Consider the following 23,751-nt stretch of genomic DNA (forward strand, 5'->3'; position numbering starts at 1 on the left):
TGTGGGCACCGGCAGACTCATCGCTGCGACGGCGCCCCGGCCTCATGCTCATCGGCCGCCCTCCGTCAGGCGACCCCGGCGGCGCGCCGCACCCCACCACCGGCTACGGCGCAGAACACCAGTGGCACGGGAGCCAGGACGGCGCACACGGCAAGGAGTACTGCCCCGGGTGGGCCCACTCGCGGGGCCCGGCGCCCGACCGTGAGCGAGCGGCTGCGGAGCCGCCCGCTCACGGTCCTTCCCCGTCCGATGCTTCCGGTTCCTGATCGACCGACTGAGGAGGGGCGGTCGATCAGGCGGGAGGAAATGCGGTTACCGCAGCATCACATCGCACGTGGACGCGAAGAACTCGCCGGTCTTGCCTCCGTTCTCACCGTCCGGTGTGTCGGGGCCTCCGTGGCCGCCCCAGATGTGCACGATCGCCGCGCGTCCGGTCCGGCGGGGCAGGGAGGCGAACTCCCACTGGTTGGACTCCTCTTCCCGGTGCGATCCCTGGACCTCGACCAGGAAGGGGATCGGCTCCAGGTCCTGCCAGGTCAAGCCGGTTCCGGGCACCCAGTCGGCGCGGGTGAGGAACCACCGGTGGGACCAGGTCTCGTTCGTGTGGTAGGCCGTGTAGTCGTAGCTGAAGGACTGGGTGGCAGCGGATGTGTCCAGTTCCGTCAGGGGCCACTCCCCGAGCGTCGCGTCCGGCGCCAGATCCAGGCCGCGGAAAGCCGCGTTGCCCGCGGACGGCACGGTGGCGTCCTCGAAGAACTTGCGGTATTCGAGGTACTTCTGGGCGTCGTTCCACGGGTAGTCGGCGAGCATCCGGGCGGCTCCCGGCGTCACCTCCTGCCAGACGGTGCTGGTGTTGACGCGGCGCGCCTCGGCACAGATCGGTGAGGGGTCCTCGTCCCGGATGGCGACGGCCGCACGGCTGCGCGGGTGGTTGACCGTGCCGTGCCGCTGCCCCTCACGGCTGCTGCCCTGTGCGCCCTTTTGGCGTGGCTCACGGGCCGCCCACTGAACGGAAGACTCCGCACCGACGGTCACCGTGTTGGTGAACGGCGTGTACTGGCCGTCCACCCGGGCGCGGATCTTCACGCTGAACTGCTCGCCGGGCTCCTCATCACCGAGGTCCACCCAGTGGGAGTTGGACTGCATCCAGTTCCAGGCGGGCCAGTAGAGGAAGACCGTCTGCTTCAGCTCGTCGTTGAGCCACACCTCGTACAGGTGCGGGTAGGGCGCGTCGCCCTCGTTCCAGTCCCCTGGAGGGGGCCATGCCCCCTGATCAGGTCCGTTCTCCCCGATCCGCCATCGCAGGCTGATCCCGTACATCCTGTACTTTCCGTCTTCGCGGTACCTGATGTCGGCGCGAAGGTCGGACGGAGCAGTCGGCTGGTAGCCGCTCACGGTGTCCCCTCTCCTAGATCGAATCCATCACTGGAGCCGCCACCCCAGCAGGACAATCACTGAAGGTGACGATTCACTACAGAATGTAACCACAGATCGTGTTGACCGGACGGGATTCACGAAGGAATGGATCACAGCCGCCCCGGGGGCACGTGATCGGCCATGCCGGCACCGGAATGCGAGCCGGCCGGCCCATGCGAATCCCAGTTCGTCAACTGCGGACCGCGCGCGCCGCACGTCCGGGTGATAGTTCCCCGCCCCAGTAGATTTTGGGCTTCGGGTCACAGCCGGACCGCAAGAGTTGGCCCGTGATCATCGATTCGCTTTCCACACCCGATCCCGCTGACGAGCCCGCATCCGGGCCTGCCCGCCGGCCCTCCCGCCGTACCGTCATCGCCGGCGCGGCCGCGGTCGCGGGAGCCGGTGCGCTTGCGGTCACCGCAGCCGGCGCCGTGGCCTCGCAGGCGCCTGCCCGCCCCGCCTCCCGTCCCGACTGGGACACCTGTCTGACCATCGCCCGGGCGATCCTGGTGCGGGACGACGAGGACCGGCCTCTCGTGCCGCACTACGCGGACATCCTCCTGAAGACCGGTCTGCCCCCGTCCCGTGGGGCCGCAGGCCGCTCCGGCCGCAAGGTGCTGATCGTCGGCGCCGGGCCCGCCGGACTCACCGCCGCCCACCTGCTGCGCCAGGCCGGTCACCGGGTCACCGTCATCGAGGCCAACGGCAACCGGGTGGGAGGCCGGATCAAGACCTTCCGTACCGGTGGCCACGAGGAGTTCCCCGCGCCCTTCGCCGACCCGAAGCAGTACGCCGAGGCCGGCGCCATGCGCATCCCCGACAGCCACCCGCTGGTCACCGGGCTGATGGACAGCCTCGGTCTCCGGCGCAGGCCCTTCCACCTCGTCGATGTCGACGGGGCGGGCCGGCCCGCGTACCGCACGTGGATCTTCGTCAACGGCATCCGCGTGCGCCGGGCCGACTACGCGCGCAGCCCGCAGGCCCTCAACCGCTCCTTCGGCGTCCCGGCCGCCTACGAGGCCGTCCCCGCCGCGCAGATCGTGCGCAACGCCTTCGCCCCCGTACGCAAGGAGATCGAGGGCAAGAAGGACAGGGAGCTCGTCGAGGGCTGGGCCCGCGTCATCCAGCGCTACGGCCACATGTCGATGTACCGGTACCTGACCGAGGAGGCGGAGCTCGACGAGCGGACCATCGATCTGATCGGAACCGTCGAGAACCTCACCTCCCGACTCCACCTCGCTTTCGTGCACAGCTTCATCGGGGCTTCGCTCATCAGCCCCGACACCTCCTTCTTCGAACTGCCCGGCGGCACCGCCACCTTGGCAGACGCCCTCTACGGCCGGGTCAAGGACCTCGTGCGGCTGGACCGCCGTGCCACACGGATCGCGCACGGCGACGGCAAGGTCACCATCGACACCGTCTCGGAGGGCCGCGGCGCCGGCCCCGTGCAGCGCGAGACCTTCACCGGTGACGCCGCGATCATCACCGTCCCCTTCTCCGGACTGCGCCACATCCCGGTCGTCCCGGCGCTCTCCTACGGCAAGCGGCGCGCGGTCACGGAGCTCCACTACGACGCCGCCACCAAGGTGCTGCTGGAATTCAGCCGTCGCTGGTGGGAGTTCGACGAAGCCGACTGGAAGCGCGAACTGGAAGCCGTACGGCCCGGCCTGTACCGGAAGTACCAGCTCGGCCAGTCGCCTGGCGACGGCAGCCTGCTCGGCGCCCATCCCTCCGTGCCCAAGGGGCACATCTCCGCTCCCCAACGCGCCCATTACGCCGCCACACGCCTGGTCTCCCGCGACCAGCCCGAGGCGGCCGGTGTCATCGGCGGCGGCTCGGCCACCGACAACCCCAACCGCTTCATGTTCCAGCCCTCCCATCCCGTCGAAGGCAGCCGGGGCGGGGTCATCCTCGCCTCCTACAGCTGGTCCGACGACGCCCTGAAGTGGGACTCGTTCGACGACGAGGAGCGCTACCCCCGTGCCCTCGCCGGAGTCCAGGAGGTGTTCGGGCAGCGGATCGAGGTCTTCTACACCGGCGTCGGACGCACCCAGTCCTGGATGCGCGACCCGTACGCCTACGGCGAAGCCTCCGTGCTGCTGCCCGGCCAGCACACCGAGCTCTTCCCCCACGTCCGCAAGGCCGAGGGCAACCTGCACTTCGCCGGGTGCCACACCTCCGTCAAGCCCGCGTGGATCGAAGGTGCCCTCGAATCCGCGGTGCGCACCGCCCTGGAGGTGCACTCGGCGCAGTAAGTGGTGAGGGCGGTGGAGGCGGTGAGTGCGATGTGTGCAGCCGTTCAGCCCGTCCGACCTCCGGCGCACTGCCGGCCGCTGCGCAGCAAGGACATGACATCAGTCAGCATCCTGACGTTCTCCGGCGGCTGGAAGTCGGTCGAGCACGGCGCCGTAGGTCCTCGCACCGCCTGCGCCGCTTCCCGTCGCCCGGTGCGCTGCCTTTTGCCGGCGCCGGTCCGCCGCGGACGTCCGGCCCCTGCCGTCGACGCGCCGCCGTCCGCTGCGGACCTCAGCCACGGTCCTGGATCAGGAGACGCGCTTCAGTTGCCATGCGTTGTTGTTGAAGCTGGGGTTCGACGAGTACACGCAGCTGCTGCTGTAGTACGCGCTGGTCTGGACCCATCCCGCGGGCTGGTAGGTGGAGGCGCAGGCCTGGACCACGGTGCCGACAGGCAGTCCGGTGAGCTGCTTTATCTGCTTGATGTTCGGGCTGAAGCTCTGCGTGCCGCAGCTGCTGCTGTAGCCCCAGCTGACGTCGACGAAGCCGGTCGGGGTGAGGACGCTCGCGCACGAGGTGGTGACGTCACCGGGGGCGGCGTGGGCGGGCGCGGCAGTCAGGGCGAACATCGCCGCGGCGCCGGCGAGGGACATACATGTGGTGCGAAGGCGAGTCATGTCTCGTCGCTCCTACTGATCGCGTGCGGACGGACCGGTCAGGCCGAGAAGCCATTACTACGGGTTGACGGTCGGATCCGGATAGCGATTTTCAAGCCCAAAGCTCCACTGGACGAGTCGTGGGCCTCCGCGGGGGATGAAAAGTATCGGGGACCGGATCGGACGAGGCGGGCCGACATGCTCCGCCTCCCCCAGGATCGCTCGGCACCCGAGGGCTGGGGCGGAGGCCGGGGCTGTTGACGGAGCATGGGCGCGAGTGGTTTCGATTGCCCTTCCGACTACGTGTTCGTGGCGCCTCGGTTCGCCGCCGGGTTGAGGGAGTCGGCGTCCTCCATGAAGCTCAGCATGCGGGCGTTGACCAGGTTGGGGTGGTCGATCTGCGGTCCGTGGCCGGTCGCGGCGATGATCTCGGCCCGGGCGCCGGGGATCAGGCGTGGTACGCGTTCCAGCTGCCGCTTCGGGTGCACGAGCAGACTGCGCTTGCCCATGATCAGATGGAACGGCGTCCGGATGGACCCCAGTTCGTCGTCGGACAGCGGCAGTGGCGCCGGGCGGCCACCGCAGGCCCGAACGCCTCGCCTCCCTCACGGCCCTCGACCCCGGCGGCCTGGAGAAGGCCGGCCTGCGCTTCTTCGCCTGGGCCTTCGTCAGCCTCTTCGCCAGCTTCGCGCCCAGGGCGCTGCGCCCGCGCCTCGCCTCCTGGCTGGAACAGCCGGTGATCGCCGTTCCCGAGCTGCGCACATGGGTACACGCACACGGGTCGTGTTCTCTGGCACGGGTCACCTCAGGGGAAGAATCCAGGTTCGTGATACGACCGTACCATAATGATGATACGGCGGTACCATGAAGATGCCCGGACCGAACCCGGGGGCGCCCCTGCTACCCGACCATTCCCGGCCGAGGCCGGAGACAGGACGCATGCCGAAGCGCGGCGATCACCAACTGCGCTGCAGCCGCCGGCGACCCGTCGGTTTGCGCGAACGCGGGTTCGTCACTCCCGCGGCCTGACGTCGTGGAAGCGCTCAGGCCGCGCCGGAGGCACCAGGCCCCCGTCCCTGCGGAAGGGAACCCCCGTCGAGTTCTTCCTCCTCGGCCTCCATCTCCTCGGCCTCCATGCGCCGAATTCCCTCGTGGGTGAGCATGACCATCGCCGGGGTGTTGCCGGGGTCCCAGTCGACGGTGATCAGGCCTTCGCCCGCCAGGTAGGTGCAGGCGGCGGCCAGGTCCTGATCCGGTACGTGGAGGTCGCGCCGGAGCTGCGCTCCGGTGATGCCGAGCAGGCGGTTGCCCTCCACGGCTTCGTACAGGACCCGCAGCACCTGATCACGGTAGGTCTTGCGTTCGCGCAGGGTGGCCATGGAGCGTCCTTTCGTATGCGGGTACCAGGGCTCCGAGGCCCGTCGGCTTCTCAGAGTTCGTCGCAGTGGGCGCCGGCGCCGCGCGGGGCCAGGCCGGTGGCCAGGGTGGAGCGGGCGGGGTCGGCGGGCGTCGCCGTGTCCACGGTGAGGTGGAGGCGGGTGTCGCCGTCGAGGCCTGGGTAGCTGCGCTGTTCCGCGCCGACGAAGCAGGCGCGGAGGGCTTCCGCGACTGCGCGGGCGGCTTCGGGGGTGTGCGCGATGATCCGCACCTCGGCGTGCCCGAGCGACGGTAGCGTCTGGGTCTCGATGTACTTCACGTGGGCGGGGTTCCCTTCGGGGTGGACGAGCGGTCGGTGGGCCGGGGCGGCGCGGCGCCCCGACCGCTGCTGTTCGGCAGGCCGGGAGGTCTCGGCAGCGGGTCGCTGAAGTGGTGGGCCGCGATCCGCGCCTCGTGCTGCGCGTTCAGCAGATGGATCCACCGCATTCCGATGCCGATCCCAAGGACGATCACCGCGATAAGGACGACGGTTTCCACGCTGCTCACCTCCAGGTGTTCGCCGGCAGCGCGAGGGGGCTGCGGCCCATCGGATCCCCGAAGGGAGAGACCCAGGCCCCGCCCTCCTCCTCCCAGGCTGCTTCCCGGCGCCGGGCGTCCGCGATGCCGCGCCCGATGGCCGCTTCGTTGGCCAGGAGCACGCCGGCGGTGAGGACACTGCCCGGGAGGGCCGCGGCGGCCATCAAGCGGGCTGCGGCGGCGGGTGCGGTCTCGGGCGGGATGACGAGGAGATCCCAGCGGCCCACCGTGTAGGAAAGCAGGATCAGCTTGTCGGGATGCTGCTCGGTGAACCAGCCCACATGCAGCGCGCGCCCGTCCACGGCAACCGTGCGCGGTACGACGGGCCACCGGGCGGGATTGACCGTGACGCGGGTGACGCGCCCCCAGGTGTCCTCCACGGCGGCGGCGAGCGGTGGCAGCTCGGCTTCGAGGTCGCGCGAGTAGGGCCACCAGGCCCCATCCAGCTGACCGGCGAGGGAAGTCTTCGGAGTGAGGGACAAGCGAGCCGGAAGCTCTGCGGCGAGATCACGGGGCGCGGTCCGGACAAGGACGTCGGCCATGGAGGGGACCTGCCCCCGGACTGCCCGTCGGCAGCCCGGTTTCTAGGCGATCGCCGGAAATGACACCCACGTGACAGCCGGTGTGCGAAGTACTTCCGGTGCTTTCACTCTACGCCTGCTGGACCGACTCTGACCGTCGTGACCAGGCATTTTCCGTCCGAGGTGGTGTGGCGGGCGGAGGCGGGGGCGGCGGGAGAACCGTGAAACGACGGCGGGCACGCGTACGTCGTCGGCCGGGTCCCGGTGCTGACCTGCGACGAGGCGGGGCCGCACCTCGTAGACGGGCGGATCCCATGGCTGAAGCCGACATTCCCCACCGGGCACCACTGTTCCTGCCGGATGCGATCCACCAGTCGGTCAAACCTGGCACGGCCCTGCTGCGGCTGGAGACCACGGGGTCCCAGGACGGGATCCTGGACGGCGCGTGGTGGCCCCGCACGCGCAACATCGCAACCGAGCTGCCGGCACTGATCAGCGTGTTGACCGAGTACCTCGGACCCATCACCCGCGTAGGCGTGGACGCATCCGCCTGGAACAGCCTCCCCACCCGCCTGGTCATCGACGACCAGGTCGTGCACCTCGACTCCGACCCGATCGGCGACGACACCGTCCTCATCACCCGCGGCCACAACGACCACTTCGCCTTGCTGGTGGTCCCCCCGGACACCAGCGCCGACGCCGCACGCCAGGCCATGGCCCGCGCCGTTCTCGCCGTCAACACCACCGAAGCCGCTCAGATCCTGATCGCCACCACACCGGAACCCGAGTAGGACCAGGGGAGGAACCCGGATCCGGGGGCGGGACGGCCGTCGATTGCCGGACGTGAGCACGTTCCCTGTTGTGAGCGGGCGACCACACAGCTGCCCCCGGGCTCCCCTGGCACCCCCGGGCACGCCGGCGTCCGCTTTCCCCGGCGCAGCCCGTGTCCGCGCGCGGGAACGACCGCATGGCGGTGGCCTGCGACCCGGGGAAGGGTGCAGGCCACCGCCATGTCGTATCAGGACCGGGCTGTCAGCGCGCGGCTACCAGCGGTACCAGCGGCCGTTACTGCCCTTGGGACGGGCAACGAAGCCGATGAGCCACAGGATCAGCACCGCGATCGCGACCCACCAGAGGATCTTCACCGCGAAACCGGCACCGAACAGGATCAGAGCGAGCAGAAGAACAAGAAGCAGGGGAACCATAGTTATCAACCTCCGAAGCACCTAGTGCCCGGCCGCCGCCCGTCCATGCGTTCGACCTTTATTTGTTTCTTATCCGCCGCAGTGGACAGGAGAATCTGCTCGCGTTCCCTGACACTCCCACAGGAGGTTCGGCCGGGAGTGGGGTTCACCCCCGTACGGGCGGGCAGCCCCCGTGTGGCTACGGCGCGAGCGTCATCATGACAAGGCCCACCGCCACGACCGCCACACGCCAGAGGATCGACCGCTTCCGCGCCGGGCGTGGGTGAGCGCACGAAAGGTCCCTGACGTCTGCACCTTCTTGTGGTGGCTGCCATACAACCATTTCCGCTGGTGGCAAGTCCTGTGTGCTGTAACGAACGTTCTCATGGGGGTTTTCTGTGAAGTTGTCCCGGATCGCCGCAGCGGTCACCACCGCTGCTCTGGCTCCGGCCGTTCTCCTCTCGTCGCCGGCGTTCGCCACCGGTACGGAGGCTGCCACGTCCACCAACCCGCCGTCCTCGACCGCCCCTGACCAGGCGGAACCGGACCCGAGCGGCAAGGACCAGCAAGAGCAGGACCGCAAGACCATCCTCGCGATCATCGCCGACCCGATGGCCAGCGCATACATGAAGGAGGCCGGCCACAAGGCCATAGCCGACGGCCCCGCGGCCATGCGCAAGTTCATCGAGACCGACCAGCACCGAATCCGTCTCGACGACTACCGCGTCCTGATCGCCAGGCTCGACCACGGCGCCGGCCCCGCCCTGAAGGAAGGCATCCAAAAGGTCTTCCGAATCCACAATGTGACGCTGGAGGAGCTGCGCCACTTCTACGAGGTGACCCAGCACGAGCTGCGCGACGAAGACAATACGGTCGACATCTCCCGGCTGGTCGGCACCGGTGGCTCCGCCGTGAGGGAGGCGGCCAAGAAGGCGCTCAAGGGCACTCCGGCCGACCGGGCAGACTTCCTGAAGACGGGCCGTTACCTCGCCCAGGCCTCGGACGACACTGTCGAGTTGGCCCGCATCGACGAAGCATGGGACGGCCCCATCCTGAGTGAGGCGATCAGCAAACTCCTCAACGGCTCCCCGAGCCCGGCCGAACTGCGCCACTTCCTGGAGGTCACCCAGCACGAGCTGCGCGACCAGGACAACAGCGTCAAGATCGCCCAGATCATCGACGGCGGCGGGCCCGAACTGGTCAAGGCCGGCCGTGCTGCGCTGAAGGGCACTCCAGCAGACCGCGTCACGTTCCTGGCCACCGGCCAGTACGAGGCCCGGGACAAGGACAAGAAGGCCCAGCAGGAGAACGACAAGAACAAGGACAAGGACAACAGCAAGGACAAGGACCAGCAAGGCCAGAATGGCTCCGGCTCCGGCTCCGGCTCCGGCTCCGGCTCCGGCTCCGGCAATACCGTCGTCACCGCCCACGGCGGCAGCGGTACCACCACCGGCGGGAACGGTTCTTCCCTCGCCACCACCGGCGCGGGTGACACGGCGCTGATCGCGGGCGGCGCGGGCACCGCACTCGTCGCCGGCGCAGGGCTGCTGCTCGCCGCCCGCATGCGCCGCGACGGTTCCAAGGGCTGATACGACCGGCACCAGGGCCGCGGCCCACACCAGGGCCGGCCGCCGTACCCGGTCAAGACCCGCGGGAGCCGCAGCCTGGCGGTCGAGCAGCCGGTACGGATGACAGCGGCCGGGCGGGGCCGGGGTTCTAGGCCCCGCCCCGTCACCCGTCTCCGAGCGGCCTCGTACAGCAGAACGAAACCCCCGGCCTGTGCGGCCGGGGGTTCGTGGAAGCGGCGCGCACCTCGCGGATCAGCCGCGGGTGGTCTTGCGCCAGCCGAAGGGCCCGGGCAGGTCCACCGAGGTGGTGCGGCGTCCGGTGCTGCTGTGGGTCTGGCGGGGGCCGTGCTTGCCGCCGCCGGTGGTGATCGACCACGACTTGCGGTTGATGTTGAGCCGGACGCCGGGCAGGATCCTGAAGCTCTTGCGGAATGTCAGCGGCATGACGTCTCACTTCCTCGGTGCGCGTGGGAACGGGCGGCCGAACAGTTGCTGTGTTCAGGCCAGTTGGCATACGTGTGTCCGGCGCCGCCCGTTCCATGCGCTCACGGCCGGCCCCGGGCGGCGGGATTCGTGAAATCCGCTCCAGCCGGCTCCCACACCCGGGCGTGCTCCCGTTCCCCCGTCCGAGACCACCACATGTCCGGGACCCGCGACGCCCAACACGTCAGTGCCACCTGACCTGATCTCCGGAAGCGGCTCGCGTCACGGGCTCCTATCCACGGAGACCGGTGTAAGAGTCGAGTTCCAGGAAAAGTCCACCGGCGGGCCGTCTCACACGGCGGGCACCTGCCCTACTCGACTACTCGACGTCATAACCAGCACGGGAGTCGCCCATGCGCATCTACGCCCAGACCACGGCACGTCGGAACCGTCAGGTATGCGGGGACGTCATCGCCGTGATGCTGATCGCCGCCGCGGTGGTGTTCGCCCTCGCCGTCCACGACATGATCATGATGCTGGCCGAGCCGGGGCGGAAAGTGGAAAGCTCGGGCGACAGCCTCGCCTCCGAACTCGACAACGCCGGCGACGCGGCCTCGCATGTGCCGCTCGTCGGCGACCTCTTGAAGAAGCCACTCCACTCCGCAGCCGACGCCGGTACTGGGTTCGCCGACGCCGGCCAATCGCTCCAGCACGCCGTCAGCCAGGTCGCCACCCTGACCACCACGGCTCTGATCGTCATCCCGGTGGCCTGCGTACTGCTGCTGTGGCTCCCCCCGCGCCTGCGCTGGATCCGACGCAGCATCACCGTGCGACGCCTCCTCGACGCCCCCGGAGGCGATGATCTGCTCGCCCTGCGCGCCCTCACCGGCCCGCTGAGCGACCTCGCCACACTTCCCGCCCCTTCCGGCGGTCTCGCCGACGCTTGGCGCCGCGGGGATCAGCACGTCGTCGCCGACCTGGCCCAGGTGTCGCTCAGGCGGGCCGGTTTGCGACGTTGACGGCGCTGCGGGGACGTCCCGGTGGGGGGAGAACGGACAACTGCCCGGGTCAGCCCACGAGATCCGGCGCCCGCAGCATGGCGGACGGAATGCCCCACGCGTCGACGAGGTCGACCGCGAGGGGACGTACCTTGCGGCAGAGGTCGTTCACCTCGCGGCTGATCGCCTTGGAACGCTGGACGGTCAGCCGCCCGTGCTCCATGAACCACGCCCGGTCCGCCTCGATCGTCGACAGGGCGAACAGGTCGCAGAGGAGGGCGAGCGCCGCCTTCTCGCCCCCTTCGGGCAGCGCGCGCACCTTGTCGACGAACGCCTCCGTCACCAGCCTCTCGACGTGCGCGCGAGCGAGCGCGATGACGTGGTCCTGCACCTGCGAGAAGACGGCACCGGGATCACGCTTCTGGTCGATCCCTCGTTTGATCCGCCGGGCCAGGCCGGCGAGCATGTGCTCCTCGCGGAAGCGGACCATGGCGAGCTGGTACTCCGAGTCGAGCAGGCCGGCTTCCCGGTCCCACTCGTCGCCGCCGGGCAGCAGGTCCCGTACCCGTTCGAGCAGTTTGTGGGCCGAGGTCCGCTCGATGACCGTATCGACGGCGAGGTTGGTGACGTAGCGGACCATGCCGCGCTGGTCGAGGTCCTCGAACTCGCTCGCGTGATCGGTGAGCAGCCCCTTGGCCACGAGTTGCAGCAGGACGTGGTTGTCGCCCTCGAAGGTGGTGAAGACGTCGCTGTCGCTCTTGAGGGCCGCGAACCGGTTGACGGCGAGATAGCCGGCGCCGCCGCACGCCTCGCGGCACTCCTGGACGACCCGGGTGGCGTGCCAGGTGCCGAGCGCCTTGAGGCCCGCGGCCCGTGATTCGAGCCGGCGCCGGGCCTGCGCGTCGTCCTCGATGCCGGAGAAGACCTCGTGCAGTTGTGTGCGCACGACGTCCTGTGCGACGTGCAAGGCGTACGTCCGGGCGATGAGCGGCAGCAGGCGGCGCTGATGCAGGCCGTAGTCGAGGAGCACCTGCTCCTCGCTGTCCGGGGCCGCCTCGAACTGCCGGCGCCGCACCGCGTACTTCGTGGCGATCGCCAGGGCGACCTTGGCGACGCCGATCCCGGCGCCGGCGACGCTGACCCGGCCCTGTACCAGGGTGCCGAGCATGGTGAAGAAGCGCCGGTTGGGGTTGTCGATCGCGCTCTCGTAGACGCCTTCGGGGGTGACGTCGGCGAATTTGTTGAGCAGTGCCTCGCGCGGCACCCGCACGCCGTCGAACCAGATGCGGCCGTTGTCCACACCGTTGAGCCCCATCTTGCGTCCGTCGTCCTCGATCCGGACGCCGGGCGCCGTCTCGCCGCCGGTCCTCAGGGGGACGACGAAGGCGTGCACGCCCCGGGAGCGACCGTCCACCTCCAGCTGGGCGAAGACGACGGCCAGTTCGGCGTGACGGGCCGCGTTGCCGATGTAGTCCTTGCGTGCGTGGTCGTCGGGGGTGGTGATGACGAACTCACGGCTCGCGGCGTCGTACCTCGCGACGGTGCCGAGTGCCTGGACGTTGGAGCCGTGCCCTGTCTCGGTCATCGCGAAGCAGCCCATGAGCTGCCCGGTGATCAGGTCCGGGAGGTGGGCGTCGTGGTGGCGCTCGGTGCCCAGGTGCAGGATCGCGCCGCCGAACAGTCCGAACTGCACGCCGACCTTCACCAGGACCGACAGGTCGCCGAAGGCCAGCGTCTCGAACGCGGCGATCGAGGCCCCGACGTCGCCGCCCCCGCCGTACTCGGCGGGAAAACCCATGCCGGTCTGGCCCGTCGCGGCCATCTTGACGACGATCTCACGCACCCGCTCGCGGAACGCGCCGATGTCGAGGTCGTCGGCCTCTTCGAGGACGGAGGCGTACGTCGCCAGGTTGGTGCGGACAAGATCGCGGATCCCGGCGTACTCGCCGTCGAGTACCGCGGTCAGCGAAGAGACGTCGATCTCGGGCTGCACGTCACCGGGCGCAGGAGTGGAAGCGTTCTCGGGGGCCATGCCGCTCCGCTACCCCGCCGCGAGACGGTCAACCGGGGACGAGCGCGTGGCAGGAGCCGTACGGGGCACGCGGCCGGGGCGTCAGCCTGCCGAGCAGGTCGGACAGGGCCCGGAGCCCGCCCCTTGCAGCGTGGCGGTGATCCGCGCAACACGGTTGCGCGGCCCTCTTCCCCGGCCGATGCCCGCGCCCGAAACTGGTGTGGCCGTGTGGGCCGACCGTGGAGGGGACCATGAACTGCACCAACTGCGGGGCCGGAGCGATCCAGGGATCCGACGGCCGGTGGATCTGTACCAACCAGTGCGGGTGGAGCTCGGGGGCAACGCCCGCGGCGGTACGCTCCTGCCATGACGGAACGGAGCAGCACCCCCGCGACGGAGGGCCCGCAGATCACCGAGGCGGAATGCCGTCGCTGCGGCACCCTCATCGCAGGCCTGGACGGCCGGTACGCGTGCGGGGTCTGTGGCTGGTCGAACCACTGGAACGAAGGCCACAGCCGCCTCCCGCTGGCGGAGGACGATGTCGACCAGCCGGTATCGGCAGTTGACGGCGCCAGGCTCCTGAAACCCCCTGGCAGAGCCTGACGCCTCCGACGGGATGGGAGACTGGCGGGACCGTGCACGAGGCGGAGAGGACAGACACCATCATGCGACGGCCACAATGGCGCACAGCCCCGGCGTCTTTGGCCGTGGCGGCGCTGTTGACGGCGACAGCGACGGCTTGCGCCCCTCCGCTGCGGGACCTCGGCCCCCTGCCCCCACGTTTCTCGGGGCCGCCGCTGCCTGCCGACACCGTGGTGTCGGAGATGACGTCGGTGCTGGCGGCGGAAGGCATCACCGTGGACAGACAATCGACGGACGTTCTGGGCAGGTGCCAGGAACGGCTCTCAGGACGGCACGCGCCGGAAACGGTCGACGCCGCTCTCAGGGCGGCCTTCGCACGAGCCCGTTCCGAGCACGGCTGGCAGCCCGGCCCCGACATGGGCAGCCGGACGCTCACCCTCACGAAGGGCAATTGGACGGTCACGGCCGGCTTCCCGGGAGCGCCGGCACAGGGCATCCAGGCTCCGGTCATCATGTCGCTGACCTGCGTGGCCGGCGACGACACCCCCTCCGCCTCCACGCCTCCCTCTCCTTTGGCGCTCACCCCCGCGCCGGCATCGTCCTGAGAGCGGCCCCGCCCCGGGGACTCGGGAACATCGCCGCCGTACGGGCGCGGAACGGCGGCCTCCCGGGCCGAGGTCCAGGAACCAGGGGCAGGTCTCTTCGGTCTTGGCGACGGTGAAGGCGACCGGTTGGCCGGTGAGCGGCACGCCGGCCTTCTCACGCAACGTCCGCGTCGAAGCAGCATCGTTCACAGGATCGAACGCGGCCTGGGCCGTAAGGCAGCGGCGCGGCCGTCACCTGTGGTCGGTGAGGAAGGCGGGGACTTCGGCCGCGGTCGGGTGGTTCGGCAGGGGGGCAGGCCGGTCCTGGAGGAACGCGGTGACGACGGCGGCGGCCCGGTCGTCGTTGTCGTCGAGGCCGTTCCACATGTGGTGTCCCACGCCCGGCATGTACTGCGTGCGCCGGACGGCGGGGTCCGCGGCGAGGACGGCGGTCGCCCACTGGCGCACCTGGGAGGAGCACTCCGCGATCATCAGCATCGCGGGTGTCGTGGAGCGCCCCAGTTGCGGGGCGATGGAGGGCGAGTCCTTGACCGTCTGCTGGACGCGGAGGCTCGCGGCGGGGCTGAAGGAGAAGTTCCGCGCCGTGTCCTCGACGGGGATGCGGTCCGCGTCGCGCGCGCAGTAGGCGCCCGCGGTGTCGCTGCCGAGGTCGGCCGCGGTGAACGCGTTGTCGCCTTCGGCCTGCCCGATCAGCCCGGTGCCGGGGCTGAGGAGCCCGAGGCGCATGAGCCCGAACGCGACGGCGTACCGGGGGACGCGGGTCGACCGCGGTCCGGTCGCCGCCGGCGCGAGGCCGCGTGCGGACGGCCTGCCCTGCTGCCCGGTGATCCGCGCGGTGGGGCCGTCCATCGGGCCGGGCTCGGCGATCACCGCCCGGTGCAGACGCGCAGCGACCTGCGGATCGGCCAGGGCGCGCGTCAGCACGACCGCCCCCGAGGAGAAGCCGAGGACGTCGGCGCTGCCCGTCCCGAGGCGGTCGACGAAGGCGGCGAGGTCGCGGACGGAGCCGGAGACCGAGTACCGGTCCATGGGGAGGAGGCCGCTGCGGCCGCCGCCGGCCTGTTCGTATGCGTACACGTCGTGGCCCTGCCGTGCCAGGAGCTGCAGGAAACGGTGGTCGAGCTCCGAGATGCCGCGGACCGGTCCGCCGTGCAGGTACACCAGCGGGACGGGGTGCCGGGTGCCGGTGCCCGCCGGCGGGTAGTGGTACACCGCGACGCTGCTGCCCGTGGCCAACTCCCAGTGCTGTGTGGCGACGAAGGGCAGCGCGGGCGGATACCGGCGGGCCGTGGGCACGGTCGGGATGCAGACCGAGGCCGTCAGCGCGGCCGCGACGGCCACCACCAGGAGGGGCGCGCGTCGCGCCGACCACGTCCGCCGCCGTCCCGGCCACAGTGCGCCGGCCGTCGCGGTCCCGACGGTCGCCAGCCAGGCGGCAATCCCCGAGCCCGCTCCGTCGGTGACGACGACGAGCGCGAGGAAGGCGACGCAGAGCCCCGCGACGGCAGCGAGGGCGAGCAGTATGCGCCCGGCCAGGCGGACGGGATGTCGGACGGAAGAAGGCACAGTGATCCCCGAGTCATTTCAGAACGCCGTTTCAGAACGGCGTTTCGAAACGACGTTATCAAATCCGGTAGCCTTTCCGCCGTGGGTAGGCCCAGAACGAACGACGAGAGTGTCCGAGAGCGGCTCGTGGCATGCGCGACCGAGATGCTCGCCACCCGGCCACGGGAATCACTCACCGTCCGCGCGCTGGCCGGCGCGGCCGGGACGTCGACGACGGCCGTGTACTCCCTGTTCGACGGCAAGGACGGCGTGATCGCCGAGGTACGGGACAGGGCCGCCGCCGGCCTGTTCCAGGAGCTGTCGTCCGTGCCGTCCGGCGCGGACCCCCTCGCCGACCTGCTCGCACTCGCCGCCGCCTACCGCCGGTGGGGCAGCACGCACGGGCACCTCTACACGGTGCTGTTCGGCGGTGTGCAGTCCTTCGACCCCTCGGGTCCGGTGGGCACCGAGGACCCCGTCCGCCCCCTCCTCGCGGCGATCGACCGCGCCCTGGAGGGGGCGGTCCTCGCAGGCGACGCGACCGCCATCGCCGTTTCGCTGTGGGTGTCCCTGCACGGCCTCGTGACGCTCGAACTGGCGGGAGCCCTCGACCCCGCCCGGGCGGGGATCACCTTCCGGTCCACACTCCGGGCCCTGCTGCGCGGCTGGGCGACCCCCGCCGCCTCGCGCGAGCTGCGGGACGCCGACCCCGCTCCGTGAGGGCCCTGCGCCGCCGACCCGGTCGCGCCGCCGCGTCTTCGCGCCCCACCGCCCACCCGACACCTGTCAAGCCCCGAACTCCAGGGGCATGACCCGTCACGGGTCCGTGGGGCCCAATGGAGACACGGGCCCGGTAGGGGCCCGCCGGACAGGGCCGGTCCTCGGCCCCCGGCCCTCTCGCACCACAAGGAGCACCCCCATGACCCGCACCAGCCTGACGCAGCGCCTCGCCCTCCTCGGCGCTTCCGGAGCCCTCGCCGCAGGTGGCGCGCTGCTGCCCACCAGCGCCTTCGCCGCACCAGCGCCGCAGGTCGCGGCCGTCCAGGCAGCGCCCGACCACCAGGCTCACCCCGTCGGCACCACCACGACGACCAGGATCGAGACGCAGACCGTCAAACGCACCCTGTCCGACGGCAGGGTCAAGGTCACCACGACCAAGACGGTCACCAAGACGACCAGGAACCACCACGGCCAGGTCGTCAAGAAGACCATCACCAAGACCGTGACCACGCGGATCCTCCCGGCGCCGGACGACGACTGACGCGGGGACGGCGGCCGGCACCGCAGGGCGCCCGGCGCAGGGCGCGAGCCGTACGGAACCCGGAGGTTCCGTACGGCTCGCGCTCTCACGGGCGCTGCGTCACAGCGCCGGGTAAGCGTTCTTCAGCAGCTCCTGGAACTGTGCCGAGAACCACTGCCCGGCCAGGGGCGCGTTCGGGAGGGAGCCCGACATGCTGTTGCCGTTGCGGACGTTGCCGGTGTAAGTCGGGTCGCACATGCGGTCGAATCCCTTGCCCTCGTTGTTCGGGATCTCCCGGCTCGCCCCGTCCGACTCGCCCGGCGGCTTGATCCACACGTACGCGTCGATGCCGGCGGCCGGCGCTGCCTGCGGCCTCTCACCGAGCCCGGCACCGGACTGGTTGCACCAGTTGCCGAGGTGGATGCGCCGGTCGTAGCGGCCTCCGTTGACGTACGTGTCGACGCTCGTCAGCGCGCCCGGTCCGGTCGGCCGGGCCGTGCCGCCCCAGCCGTTGCGGGAGGTGTCGATCAGCATGCCGAGGCCCGGGTCGAAGCCCAGGGAGATCAGCTTGGACCGCATGGCCTGGGCGTATGACAACTCGTCCGTGTACCGGTTCCAGTCCACCCACTTCGACTGGCGCACGGACGTGCCGTTGACGGAGTCCTCGATCTTGAAGTGGTCTTCCTTCAGGGCGCTGTAGTTGGCCGTGTTCACGATGAAGCCGTGCACCTTGGAGAGCGTGGAGCCTTCGGCGGTGGCCGCCTGCTTGAAGATCTCCGCGGAGGCGCCGAAGTTGTCGTCCCAGCCGAGCCAGCCGTGGTGGCCCGCGTCCACGTAGTTGTAGACGTTGGCGATCGAGCCCAGCTTGTTCAGTGCGTAGCCGACGCCCTTGATGTAGTTGCCGTTGGTCTTCATCGCGTCGCAGTTGGCGGTGGCCGTCGGGCGCCCGGAGACGTTGGTGACCAGGTTCGGCAGCGAGTCGATCTCGACCGTGGTGACGATCCGCAGGCCCGCGTACTTGGGGTCGGCGAGGATCGCGGCGATGGGGTCGATGTACTGCGTCTTGTACTTGTCGATCTCGGTGGGTCCCAGCTCGCCGTTCGACGCGAGCGCGGCGCAGTCACGCCCCGGCAGGTTGTAGATCACCAGCTGCACCACGAGCTCGCCGCTGCCCTTCTGCGCCAGGGCCGCGTCCAGGTGGTCGCGCAGGCCCATCCTGCCGTTCGCACCCGGGATGGAGGCGATGCGGTCCAGCCAGACGCCGGTGGGCTGGTTCGACACCTTGGTGCCGCCCGGCTCGGCGGCCGCCTTGGCGGACCACTCCGGGTTCACGTACACCTTGGCGCCGGCGTACGGGTTGTCCGCCTTGCCGCCGGACGGCGGCGGCGTCGTGGGCGGTGTGGTCGGAGGAGTGGTCGGCGGTTCCGTCGGCACGGTGGCGCCGTTGCAGGTGACACCGTTGAGCTTGAAGGTCGCGGGGACGGCGTTCGTGCCGCTGTACGATCCGTTGAAGCCGAAGGACGTCGAACCGCCCGTGGCCAGGGCTCCGTTGTAGGAGACGTTCTTGGCGGTCACGGCCGTTCCGGACTGGGTTATGGCGGCGTTCCAGCCCTGGGTGACCTTCTGGTCGCCCCCGTAGGACCACTCCAGGGTCCAGGCGGCGACGGGATCGCCGGTGTTGGTGACGGTCACGTTGGCACCGAAGCCGTTGTTCCACTGGCTGGTGACCTGGTAGTCGACCCTGCAGCCGGTGGTGGCGGCGCCGGCGGTGGTACCGAAGACGGTGGCGGTGGCGCCGGCGGCGGTGACCAGGCTGATGGCCGCCAGCAGGGCGGTGCGGGTCGTCTTGCGGGGAATCGTGCGGCTCATTTCGTCACGTGCCTTTCAGTTGAGGGCGCGCAGGTGGTCGCGCAGCCCGGTGCCGAATGCGGTGGGTGTGCCGTCGTACGAGGTGATCAGGGCCGGGCCGGAGTTGCAGTTCCAGGTGTTCCACGTCCAGCCGAGATACGACAGGGCGCGGTCGTCGAACCACTTCATGACGCGGTCGACGAATGCGTGGCCGCAGGTGTTCTCGCCGATCTCGCCCGCCACCAGGGGGACCTGGGCGGCCACCGGGGCGAGGGTGGACTGCCAGCATTCTTCGTTGGAGCAGGTGTTGAAGTTGTAGATGTGCCAGGCCGCGGCCAGCTGGCCCGTCGGGTCGGTGGGGGCGTGGGCGAGCCACTGGCTCAGGTCGTTGGAGTACGCGATGCCGGGGACGAGGACGAGATTGCGGGCCCCGGTCGCACGGACGGCGTCCACCAAGTCCTGCATGCCGGCGACCTCGTAGCCGATGCCCGGGCAGGTGCCGCCGTCGCGCCAGCAGGACCATGCCTGCGCGGTGGTGGGGGTCGCCCGGTCGGGGTAAGGCTCGTTGAACAGGTCGAAGGCGACCCGGCGGTCGTTCTTGAAGGTGTTGGCCACCGAGGTCCAGAACGCCGGGCTGTACTGGGCGTCCGGCATCGGCTTCTGGCAGGAGGCGTGGACGTCCGGGCACCCGGAGGAGTTGCCGGTGTACTGGCCGTACGTCCAGTGCAGTTCGACGATCGGGGTCATGCCCTGGGCGAGGACCCGGCCGACCAGGCCCTTGACAGCGTCGACGTAGTTGGCGCCCCGGTATTCGGGCTTGATGTTGTCCAGGCCGAGCCAGCACTCCTCATTGAGGGGGATGCGGACGGTGTTGGCCTCCCAGTCGGCGATGGCGCGCACCGAGGCGTCGTCCACGGGACCGTCGAAGATGCCGTAGCCCTGGACGCACATGAACTCGGCTCCGGAGCGGTTGACGCCGAGGAGGCGGCGGGGGGCGCCGTTCTGGTCGGTGAGGCGGTTGCCGGTGACGGCCAGTTCGGGCGCCCCGGAGACCGGGCCGGGGGGATCGGTCGGTCCTGTGGGGGTGGGTGTCGGGGTCGGATCGGTCGGGCCCGGTCCTGCGTTGCAGACCGCGCCGTTGAGCGTGAAAGCGGTGGGGGCGCTGTTGGAGCCCGACCAGGAGGCGATGAACCCGGCGGTGACGCTCGCGCCGGTGCCGACCGTCCCGTTCCAGCTCTCGTTCACAGCCGTGGTGCTCGTCCCGGACTGGGACCATGTGGCGCCCCAGCCCTGACTGATCTTCTGGCCGTCGAGGAAGCCGAAGCCGAGGCTCCAACCATGCAAGGGCGCACTGTTGTTGGTGACGGTGACGGAGCCTTGGAAGCCGCCGGCCCAGGAGCCGACGACGGAGTACTGGACGGTGCAGGGGGGTGCGGCCGCTGCTCCTGAGGCCGTACCCGCCACGGCGAGAGCGGTGCTCGCAAAGGCAAGCGCTGCTCCACCGAGCAGGGCGGACAGACGTGGGGGGTGTCGCATGAGCGACTCCTTGCAGCGAGGGCGCGCTCTTCCGGCGCGCCGACTGACGGAATCGCTCCCACTGGTTGGGGCCAGACCGTAGCGCCAACCGGTGCCACGCAAAAGAGAAGTTGCCGAAATTTCTCCTCAGAAGGCCTTCGACTCTTCCCATCTCTTGACGTCTCTACGGCGCGTCCGCACAGTGGGAGCGCTCCCACTGGTTCAGAGCCTGTGCCCACGCTCTTCGCACGCCCCCCACTCCCCCAGCCGCGAGGAGAACGATCCGCATGCCATTACACCGACCTCCCGGACGGGGCAGACGACGCGGGCTGTTGACCGCGATGGCCGCAGCCCTTTCGCTCCCCCTCGGCCTCACGGCCGTCGGAGCTCCCACCGCCGCGGCCGCGGCCGTGCAGTGCAGCGTCGACTACCGGACCAACGACTGGGGATCGGGCTTCACCGCCGAGCTGACCCTCACCAACCGGTCCGCCACCCCGCTCGACGGCTGGACCCTCACCTACGACCATGCGGGCAACCAGCAGCTCACCAACGGCTGGAACGGCACCTGGTCCCAGTCCGGCAAGACCGTCAGCGTCTCGGGCGCCGCCTGGAACCGGACCGTCGCCGCGGGCGCGGCCGTCACCGCCGGCGCGCAGTTCACCTACAGCGGGACCAACACCGCCCCCACATCCTTCACCGTCAACGGCACCTCGTGCACCGGAGCCCACCAGCCACCGGTAGCCGTCCTGACCAGCCCCGCCGCCGGCGCTGTCTACACCGAGGGCGACGCCGTCCCGTTCGCGGCCACCGCCGCGGCGGCGGACGGCGCCGCCGTCGGCAAGGTCGAGTTCTACAGCGGCACCAGGCTCCTGGGCACCGACACCACCGCGCCCTTCACCTTCGCCGCCACCGGCCTCGCCGCCGGCGCCCACTCCCTCTACGCCAAGGCCTACGACAGCCTCGGCGCCTCCGCCGAGTCGGCCCCCGTCGGCATCACCGTCGCCGCAGGCCCGGCCCTCGTCGCCACCCCGGCGCAGCTCGCGGTCCGACGTGGGCAGACGGGCACCTTCGACCTGAAGCTCTCCAGGCAGCCGGCCGCGAACGTCGCGGTCAGCCTCGCCCGCACCTCGGGCAACACCGACCTCACCTCGACACCTGCCACGCTCACTTTCACCCCGGCGAACTGGAGCGCGGCGCAGAAGGTGACGGTCGCCGCCGGGACCACCGGCAGCGGCTCCGCCGTCTTCACCGCGACCGCCCCCGGTCATGCGAAGGCCGAGGTCGCCGTCACCCAACTAGCCGCCGACTCCACCTATGACGCGCGCTTCCTCGACCTCCACGGGAAGATCACCAATCCGGCCAACGGCTACTTCTCGCCCGAGGGCATCCCGTACCACTCCGTCGAGACCCTGATCGTGGAGGCCCCGGACCACGGGCACGAGACGACCTCGGAGGCGTACAGCTACCTGATCTGGCTGCAGGCGATGTACGGGAAGATCACCGGCGACTGGAGCAAGTTCAACGGCGCGTGGGACACCATGGAGAAGTTCATGATCCCCACCCATGCCGACCAGCCCACGACCGGGTCCTACAACGCCTCCAAGCCCGCCACCTACGCACCCGAGCACGACCTTCCCTCGCAGTACCCCGCCAAGCTCGACGGGGGTGTCACCTCCGGCGCCGACCCGATAGCCGGTGAGCTGAAGAGCGCGTACGGCACGGACGACATCTACGGCATGCACTGGCTCCAGGACGTCGACAACGTCTACGGCTACGGCAACGAGCCCGGAAAGTGCTCCGCCGGACGGGCCGCGACCGGACCCTCCTACATCAACACCTTCCAGCGCGGACCCCAGGAGTCGGTCTGGGAGACCGTTCCGCACCCCACCTGTGACAACTTCACCTTCGGCGGCAGGAACGGCTACCTCGACCTCTTCACCGGGGACTCCTCCTACGCCAAGCAGTGGAAGTTCACCAACGCCCCGGACGCCGACGCGCGTGCCGTCCAAGCCGCCTACTGGGCCGACGTCTGGGCCAAGGAACAGGGCAAGGGGTCCCAGGTCACCGCGACCGTCTCCAAGGCGGCCAAGATGGGCGACTACCTGCGGTACGCCATGTTCGACAAGTACTTCAAGAAGGCAGGGAACTGTGTCGGCCCGACCGTCTGCCCCGCCGGCACGGGCAAGGACAGCGCGCATTACCTGATGTCGTGGTACTACGCCTGGGGCGGCGCCACCGACACTTCGGCCGGCTGGTCCTGGCGGATCGGCTCCAACCACGCCCACGGCGGCTACCAGAACCCGCTGGCCGCCTACGCGCTCAGCGAGTACGCCCCGCTGAAGCCCAAGTCGCCGACCGGCGCGGCGGACTGGGCGACCAGCCTCGACAGGCAGCTGGAGTTCTACCGCTGGCTCCAGTCGAACGAGGGGGCCATCGCGGGCGGCGCCACCAACAGCTGGCAGGGACGCTACGCTCAGCCCCCCGCCGGGACCCCGACCTTCCACGGTCTCTTCTACGACGAGAAGCCGGTCTACCACGACCCCGCGTCCAACCAGTGGTTCGGCTTCCAGGCCTGGTCCATGGAACGGGTCGCCGAGTACTACCGGCAGACGGGCGACGCGGCCGCAAAGACCGTGCTCGACAAGTGGGTCGGCTGGGCCCTGTCGAAGACCACCATCAACCCCGACGGCACCTACCGCATCCCCTCCACCCTCCAGTGGTCCGGCGCACCCGACACCTGGAACGCCTCCACTCCCGGAGCCAACGCGGGCCTGCACGTCACCGTCGCCGACTACACCGACGACGTGGGGGTGGCCGCCGCCTACGCCAAGACCCTGACCTACTACGCGGCCAAGTCCGGGCACGCCGAGGCCAAGCGGGTCGCCAAGGCCCTGCTCGACGGCATGTGGGCCCACCACCAGGACCCGCTGGGGATCGCCGTCCAGGAGACCCGGACCGACTACAACCGTTTCGACGACCCGGTGTACGTGCCCGGCGCGTGGACCGGCACCATGCCGAACGGCGACGCGGTGAACTCCTCGTCCACCTTCGCCTCGATCCGCACCTTCTACCAGGACGACCCGGCCTGGCCGAAGATCGCGGCGTACCTCGCGGGCGGCGCGGCGCCCGTCTTCACCTACCACCGGTTCTGGGCCCAGGCGGACATCGCCCTGGCCATGGGCTCGTACGCGGAGCTGCTCGAATAACAGCCCGCCCCGCCTGGAGACGGCGACGCGTACGACGGGGCCGGGCGGCCCGCGAGGGCCGCCCGGCCTCCACGCATGCACTCCTCACCTCCCCTCACCCTCCTCACGCCCGCCTCAGTCCCTCACCCTCCACCGCTGGACGGCACGTCCTGCTTGTTCGCTTCGTCATTGACCGAAGCGATGAGGCATGCTTGGAGACATGAACGAGTTGCACGCCGAAAAGCCGGACGATTCGGCACCGGGTG

Annotated in this window: 21 protein-coding genes and 2 pseudogenes; 10 read left to right on the forward strand and 13 right to left on the reverse strand. The window is 70.1% G+C overall.

Annotated features, from left to right (window positions below):
- Positions 1 to 312: 312 nt before the first annotated feature.
- Entirely contained in the window at positions 313 to 1,395 is a 1,083-nt protein-coding gene (locus AMK16_RS00780; RefSeq protein ID WP_143196771.1) for a lytic polysaccharide monooxygenase auxiliary activity family 9 protein, read from the reverse strand.
- A gap of 392 nt (positions 1,396 to 1,787) precedes the next feature.
- Between AMK16_RS00780 and AMK16_RS00785 the strand changes: the two genes are divergently transcribed.
- A complete protein-coding gene (locus AMK16_RS00785) occupies positions 1,788 to 3,671 on the forward strand; it encodes a flavin monoamine oxidase family protein (protein WP_073910081.1) in 1,884 nt (627 codons plus the stop codon).
- Between the two features lie 288 nt (positions 3,672 to 3,959).
- Here the strand turns inward: AMK16_RS00785 and AMK16_RS00790 are convergent, their stop codons facing one another.
- Positions 3,960 to 4,328 (reverse strand): hypothetical protein, encoded by a 369-nt coding sequence (locus AMK16_RS00790; RefSeq protein WP_073907182.1) that lies wholly within the window; start codon positions 4,326 to 4,328, stop codon positions 3,960 to 3,962.
- 278 nt (positions 4,329 to 4,606) lie between these two features.
- Positions 4,607 to 4,882 (reverse strand): annotated as a pseudogene (locus AMK16_RS00795) (alpha/beta fold hydrolase); the annotation flags it as partial.
- A 2-nt stretch (positions 4,883 to 4,884) separates the two neighbouring features.
- Here AMK16_RS00795 and AMK16_RS36910 point away from each other — a divergent pair.
- A pseudogene (locus AMK16_RS36910) lies at positions 4,885 to 5,082 on the forward strand (alpha/beta fold hydrolase); the annotation flags it as partial.
- 268 nt (positions 5,083 to 5,350) lie between these two features.
- Here AMK16_RS36910 and AMK16_RS00805 read toward each other — a convergent pair.
- The 4 genes from AMK16_RS00805 to AMK16_RS00820 are packed head-to-tail and all read right to left on the reverse strand — an operon-like array spanning position 5,351 to position 6,802.
- A complete protein-coding gene (locus tag AMK16_RS00805; protein ID WP_242438500.1) occupies positions 5,351 to 5,686 on the reverse strand; it encodes a hypothetical protein in 336 nt (111 codons plus the stop codon).
- A gap of 50 nt (positions 5,687 to 5,736) precedes the next feature.
- Positions 5,737 to 6,003 (reverse strand): hypothetical protein, encoded by a 267-nt coding sequence (locus AMK16_RS00810; protein ID WP_079191234.1) that lies wholly within the window; start codon positions 6,001 to 6,003, stop codon positions 5,737 to 5,739.
- Positions 6,000 to 6,221, reverse strand: coding sequence for a hypothetical protein (locus AMK16_RS00815; protein WP_073907185.1), 222 nt, complete (start codon positions 6,219 to 6,221; stop codon positions 6,000 to 6,002). Before AMK16_RS00815 ends, AMK16_RS00810 begins: the two co-directional genes overlap by 4 nt.
- Positions 6,222 to 6,226: 5 nt before the next feature.
- Entirely contained in the window at positions 6,227 to 6,802 is a 576-nt protein-coding gene (locus tag AMK16_RS00820) for a DUF5994 family protein (RefSeq protein ID WP_073907186.1), read from the reverse strand.
- A gap of 293 nt (positions 6,803 to 7,095) precedes the next feature.
- Between AMK16_RS00820 and AMK16_RS00825 the strand changes: the two genes are divergently transcribed.
- On the forward strand, positions 7,096 to 7,572 hold the full coding sequence (locus AMK16_RS00825) for a DUF5994 family protein (RefSeq protein ID WP_073907189.1): 477 nt from the start codon (positions 7,096 to 7,098) through the stop codon (positions 7,570 to 7,572).
- Positions 7,573 to 7,824: 252 nt separating this feature from the next.
- On the opposite strand, the gene AMK16_RS00830 is transcribed toward AMK16_RS00825, so the two are convergent.
- A complete protein-coding gene (locus tag AMK16_RS00830; RefSeq protein ID WP_073907192.1) occupies positions 7,825 to 7,986 on the reverse strand; it encodes a hydrophobic protein in 162 nt (53 codons plus the stop codon).
- Between the two features lie 377 nt (positions 7,987 to 8,363).
- Here AMK16_RS00830 and AMK16_RS00835 point away from each other — a divergent pair, with 377 nt between their 5' ends.
- Positions 8,364 to 9,554, forward strand: a complete 1,191-nt coding sequence (locus AMK16_RS00835; protein WP_073907193.1) for an ALF repeat-containing protein — start codon at positions 8,364 to 8,366, stop codon at positions 9,552 to 9,554.
- A 231-nt stretch (positions 9,555 to 9,785) separates the two neighbouring features.
- Here the strand turns inward: AMK16_RS00835 and AMK16_RS00840 are convergent, their stop codons facing one another.
- Positions 9,786 to 9,977 (reverse strand): DUF4236 domain-containing protein, encoded by a 192-nt coding sequence (locus AMK16_RS00840; RefSeq protein WP_073907196.1) that lies wholly within the window; start codon positions 9,975 to 9,977, stop codon positions 9,786 to 9,788.
- Positions 9,978 to 10,369: 392 nt separating this feature from the next.
- Between AMK16_RS00840 and AMK16_RS00845 the strand changes: the two genes are divergently transcribed.
- Entirely contained in the window at positions 10,370 to 10,975 is a 606-nt protein-coding gene (locus AMK16_RS00845) for a hypothetical protein (RefSeq protein WP_073907197.1), read from the forward strand.
- A 49-nt stretch (positions 10,976 to 11,024) separates the two neighbouring features.
- Here AMK16_RS00845 and AMK16_RS00850 read toward each other — a convergent pair whose 3' ends face one another.
- Positions 11,025 to 12,986, reverse strand: coding sequence for an acyl-CoA dehydrogenase family protein (locus tag AMK16_RS00850; RefSeq protein ID WP_073907200.1), 1,962 nt, complete (start codon positions 12,984 to 12,986; stop codon positions 11,025 to 11,027).
- A 345-nt stretch (positions 12,987 to 13,331) separates the two neighbouring features.
- Here AMK16_RS00850 and AMK16_RS00855 point away from each other — a divergent pair, with 345 nt between their 5' ends.
- Both AMK16_RS00855 and AMK16_RS00860 read left to right on the forward strand, forming a co-directional pair.
- Positions 13,332 to 13,568, forward strand: coding sequence for a hypothetical protein (locus AMK16_RS00855; protein WP_073907201.1), 237 nt, complete (start codon positions 13,332 to 13,334; stop codon positions 13,566 to 13,568).
- Positions 13,569 to 13,789: 221 nt separating this feature from the next.
- Positions 13,790 to 14,152, forward strand: coding sequence for a hypothetical protein (locus AMK16_RS00860; protein ID WP_242438501.1), 363 nt, complete (start codon positions 13,790 to 13,792; stop codon positions 14,150 to 14,152).
- A gap of 231 nt (positions 14,153 to 14,383) precedes the next feature.
- Here the strand turns inward: AMK16_RS00860 and AMK16_RS00865 are convergent, their stop codons facing one another.
- Positions 14,384 to 15,718: an alpha/beta fold hydrolase gene (locus AMK16_RS00865; RefSeq protein WP_073907204.1), complete on the reverse strand. Its 1,335-nt coding sequence runs from the start codon at positions 15,716 to 15,718 to the stop codon at positions 14,384 to 14,386.
- Between the two features lie 81 nt (positions 15,719 to 15,799).
- Between AMK16_RS00865 and AMK16_RS00870 the strand changes: the two genes are divergently transcribed.
- Together AMK16_RS00870 and AMK16_RS00875 are read left to right on the forward strand one after the other, a co-directional pair.
- A complete protein-coding gene (locus AMK16_RS00870) occupies positions 15,800 to 16,417 on the forward strand; it encodes a TetR/AcrR family transcriptional regulator (protein ID WP_073907208.1) in 618 nt (205 codons plus the stop codon).
- Positions 16,418 to 16,616: 199 nt separating this feature from the next.
- Positions 16,617 to 16,958, forward strand: coding sequence for a hypothetical protein (locus tag AMK16_RS00875; RefSeq protein ID WP_073907211.1), 342 nt, complete (start codon positions 16,617 to 16,619; stop codon positions 16,956 to 16,958).
- Between the two features lie 99 nt (positions 16,959 to 17,057).
- Here the strand turns inward: AMK16_RS00875 and AMK16_RS00880 are convergent, their stop codons facing one another.
- Complete coding sequence (locus AMK16_RS00880) at positions 17,058 to 18,806, reverse strand: glycoside hydrolase family 6 protein (protein ID WP_073907214.1); 1,749 nt, start codon at positions 18,804 to 18,806, stop codon at positions 17,058 to 17,060.
- A 15-nt stretch (positions 18,807 to 18,821) separates the two neighbouring features.
- Positions 18,822 to 20,321 carry a cellulase family glycosylhydrolase gene (locus AMK16_RS00885; RefSeq protein WP_079191235.1) on the reverse strand — a complete coding sequence of 500 codons (1,500 nt, stop codon included), beginning with the start codon at positions 20,319 to 20,321 and terminating at the stop codon, positions 18,822 to 18,824.
- Positions 20,322 to 20,641: 320 nt separating this feature from the next.
- On the opposite strand from AMK16_RS00885, the gene AMK16_RS00890 reads away from it, so the two are divergent.
- Entirely contained in the window at positions 20,642 to 23,506 is a 2,865-nt protein-coding gene (locus tag AMK16_RS00890; protein WP_073907218.1) for a glycoside hydrolase family 48 protein, read from the forward strand.
- The last annotated feature ends 245 nt before the right edge of the window (positions 23,507 to 23,751 follow it).

Origin of the sequence: Streptomyces sp. CB00455, from assembly GCF_001905445.1 — a bacterium.
In the GTDB taxonomy this organism is placed as follows: domain Bacteria; phylum Actinomycetota; class Actinomycetes; order Streptomycetales; family Streptomycetaceae; genus Streptomyces.

Coding starts and splice junctions, on each gene's coding strand:
- AMK16_RS00790 (WP_073907182.1), bottom strand. CDS start 4,328: ATGACTCGCCTTCGCACCACATGTATGTCCCTCGCCGGCGCCGCGGCG.
- AMK16_RS00805 (WP_242438500.1), bottom strand. CDS start 5,686: ATGGCCACCCTGCGCGAACGCAAGACCTACCGTGATCAGGTGCTGCGG.
- AMK16_RS00820 (WP_073907186.1), bottom strand. CDS start 6,802: ATGGCCGACGTCCTTGTCCGGACCGCGCCCCGTGATCTCGCCGCAGAG.
- AMK16_RS00825 (WP_073907189.1), top strand. CDS start 7,096: ATGGCTGAAGCCGACATTCCCCACCGGGCACCACTGTTCCTGCCGGAT.
- AMK16_RS00830 (WP_073907192.1), bottom strand. CDS start 7,986: ATGGTTCCCCTGCTTCTTGTTCTTCTGCTCGCTCTGATCCTGTTCGGT.
- AMK16_RS00840 (WP_073907196.1), bottom strand. CDS start 9,977: ATGCCGCTGACATTCCGCAAGAGCTTCAGGATCCTGCCCGGCGTCCGG.
- AMK16_RS00845 (WP_073907197.1), top strand. CDS start 10,370: ATGCGCATCTACGCCCAGACCACGGCACGTCGGAACCGTCAGGTATGC.
- AMK16_RS00850 (WP_073907200.1), bottom strand. CDS start 12,986: ATGGCCCCCGAGAACGCTTCCACTCCTGCGCCCGGTGACGTGCAGCCC.
- AMK16_RS00855 (WP_073907201.1), top strand. CDS start 13,332: ATGACGGAACGGAGCAGCACCCCCGCGACGGAGGGCCCGCAGATCACC.
- AMK16_RS00860 (WP_242438501.1), top strand. CDS start 13,790: ATGACGTCGGTGCTGGCGGCGGAAGGCATCACCGTGGACAGACAATCG.
- AMK16_RS00875 (WP_073907211.1), top strand. CDS start 16,617: ATGACCCGCACCAGCCTGACGCAGCGCCTCGCCCTCCTCGGCGCTTCC.
- AMK16_RS00880 (WP_073907214.1), bottom strand. CDS start 18,806: ATGAGCCGCACGATTCCCCGCAAGACGACCCGCACCGCCCTGCTGGCG.
- AMK16_RS00885 (WP_079191235.1), bottom strand. CDS start 20,321: ATGCGACACCCCCCACGTCTGTCCGCCCTGCTCGGTGGAGCAGCGCTT.
- AMK16_RS00890 (WP_073907218.1), top strand. CDS start 20,642: ATGGCCGCAGCCCTTTCGCTCCCCCTCGGCCTCACGGCCGTCGGAGCT.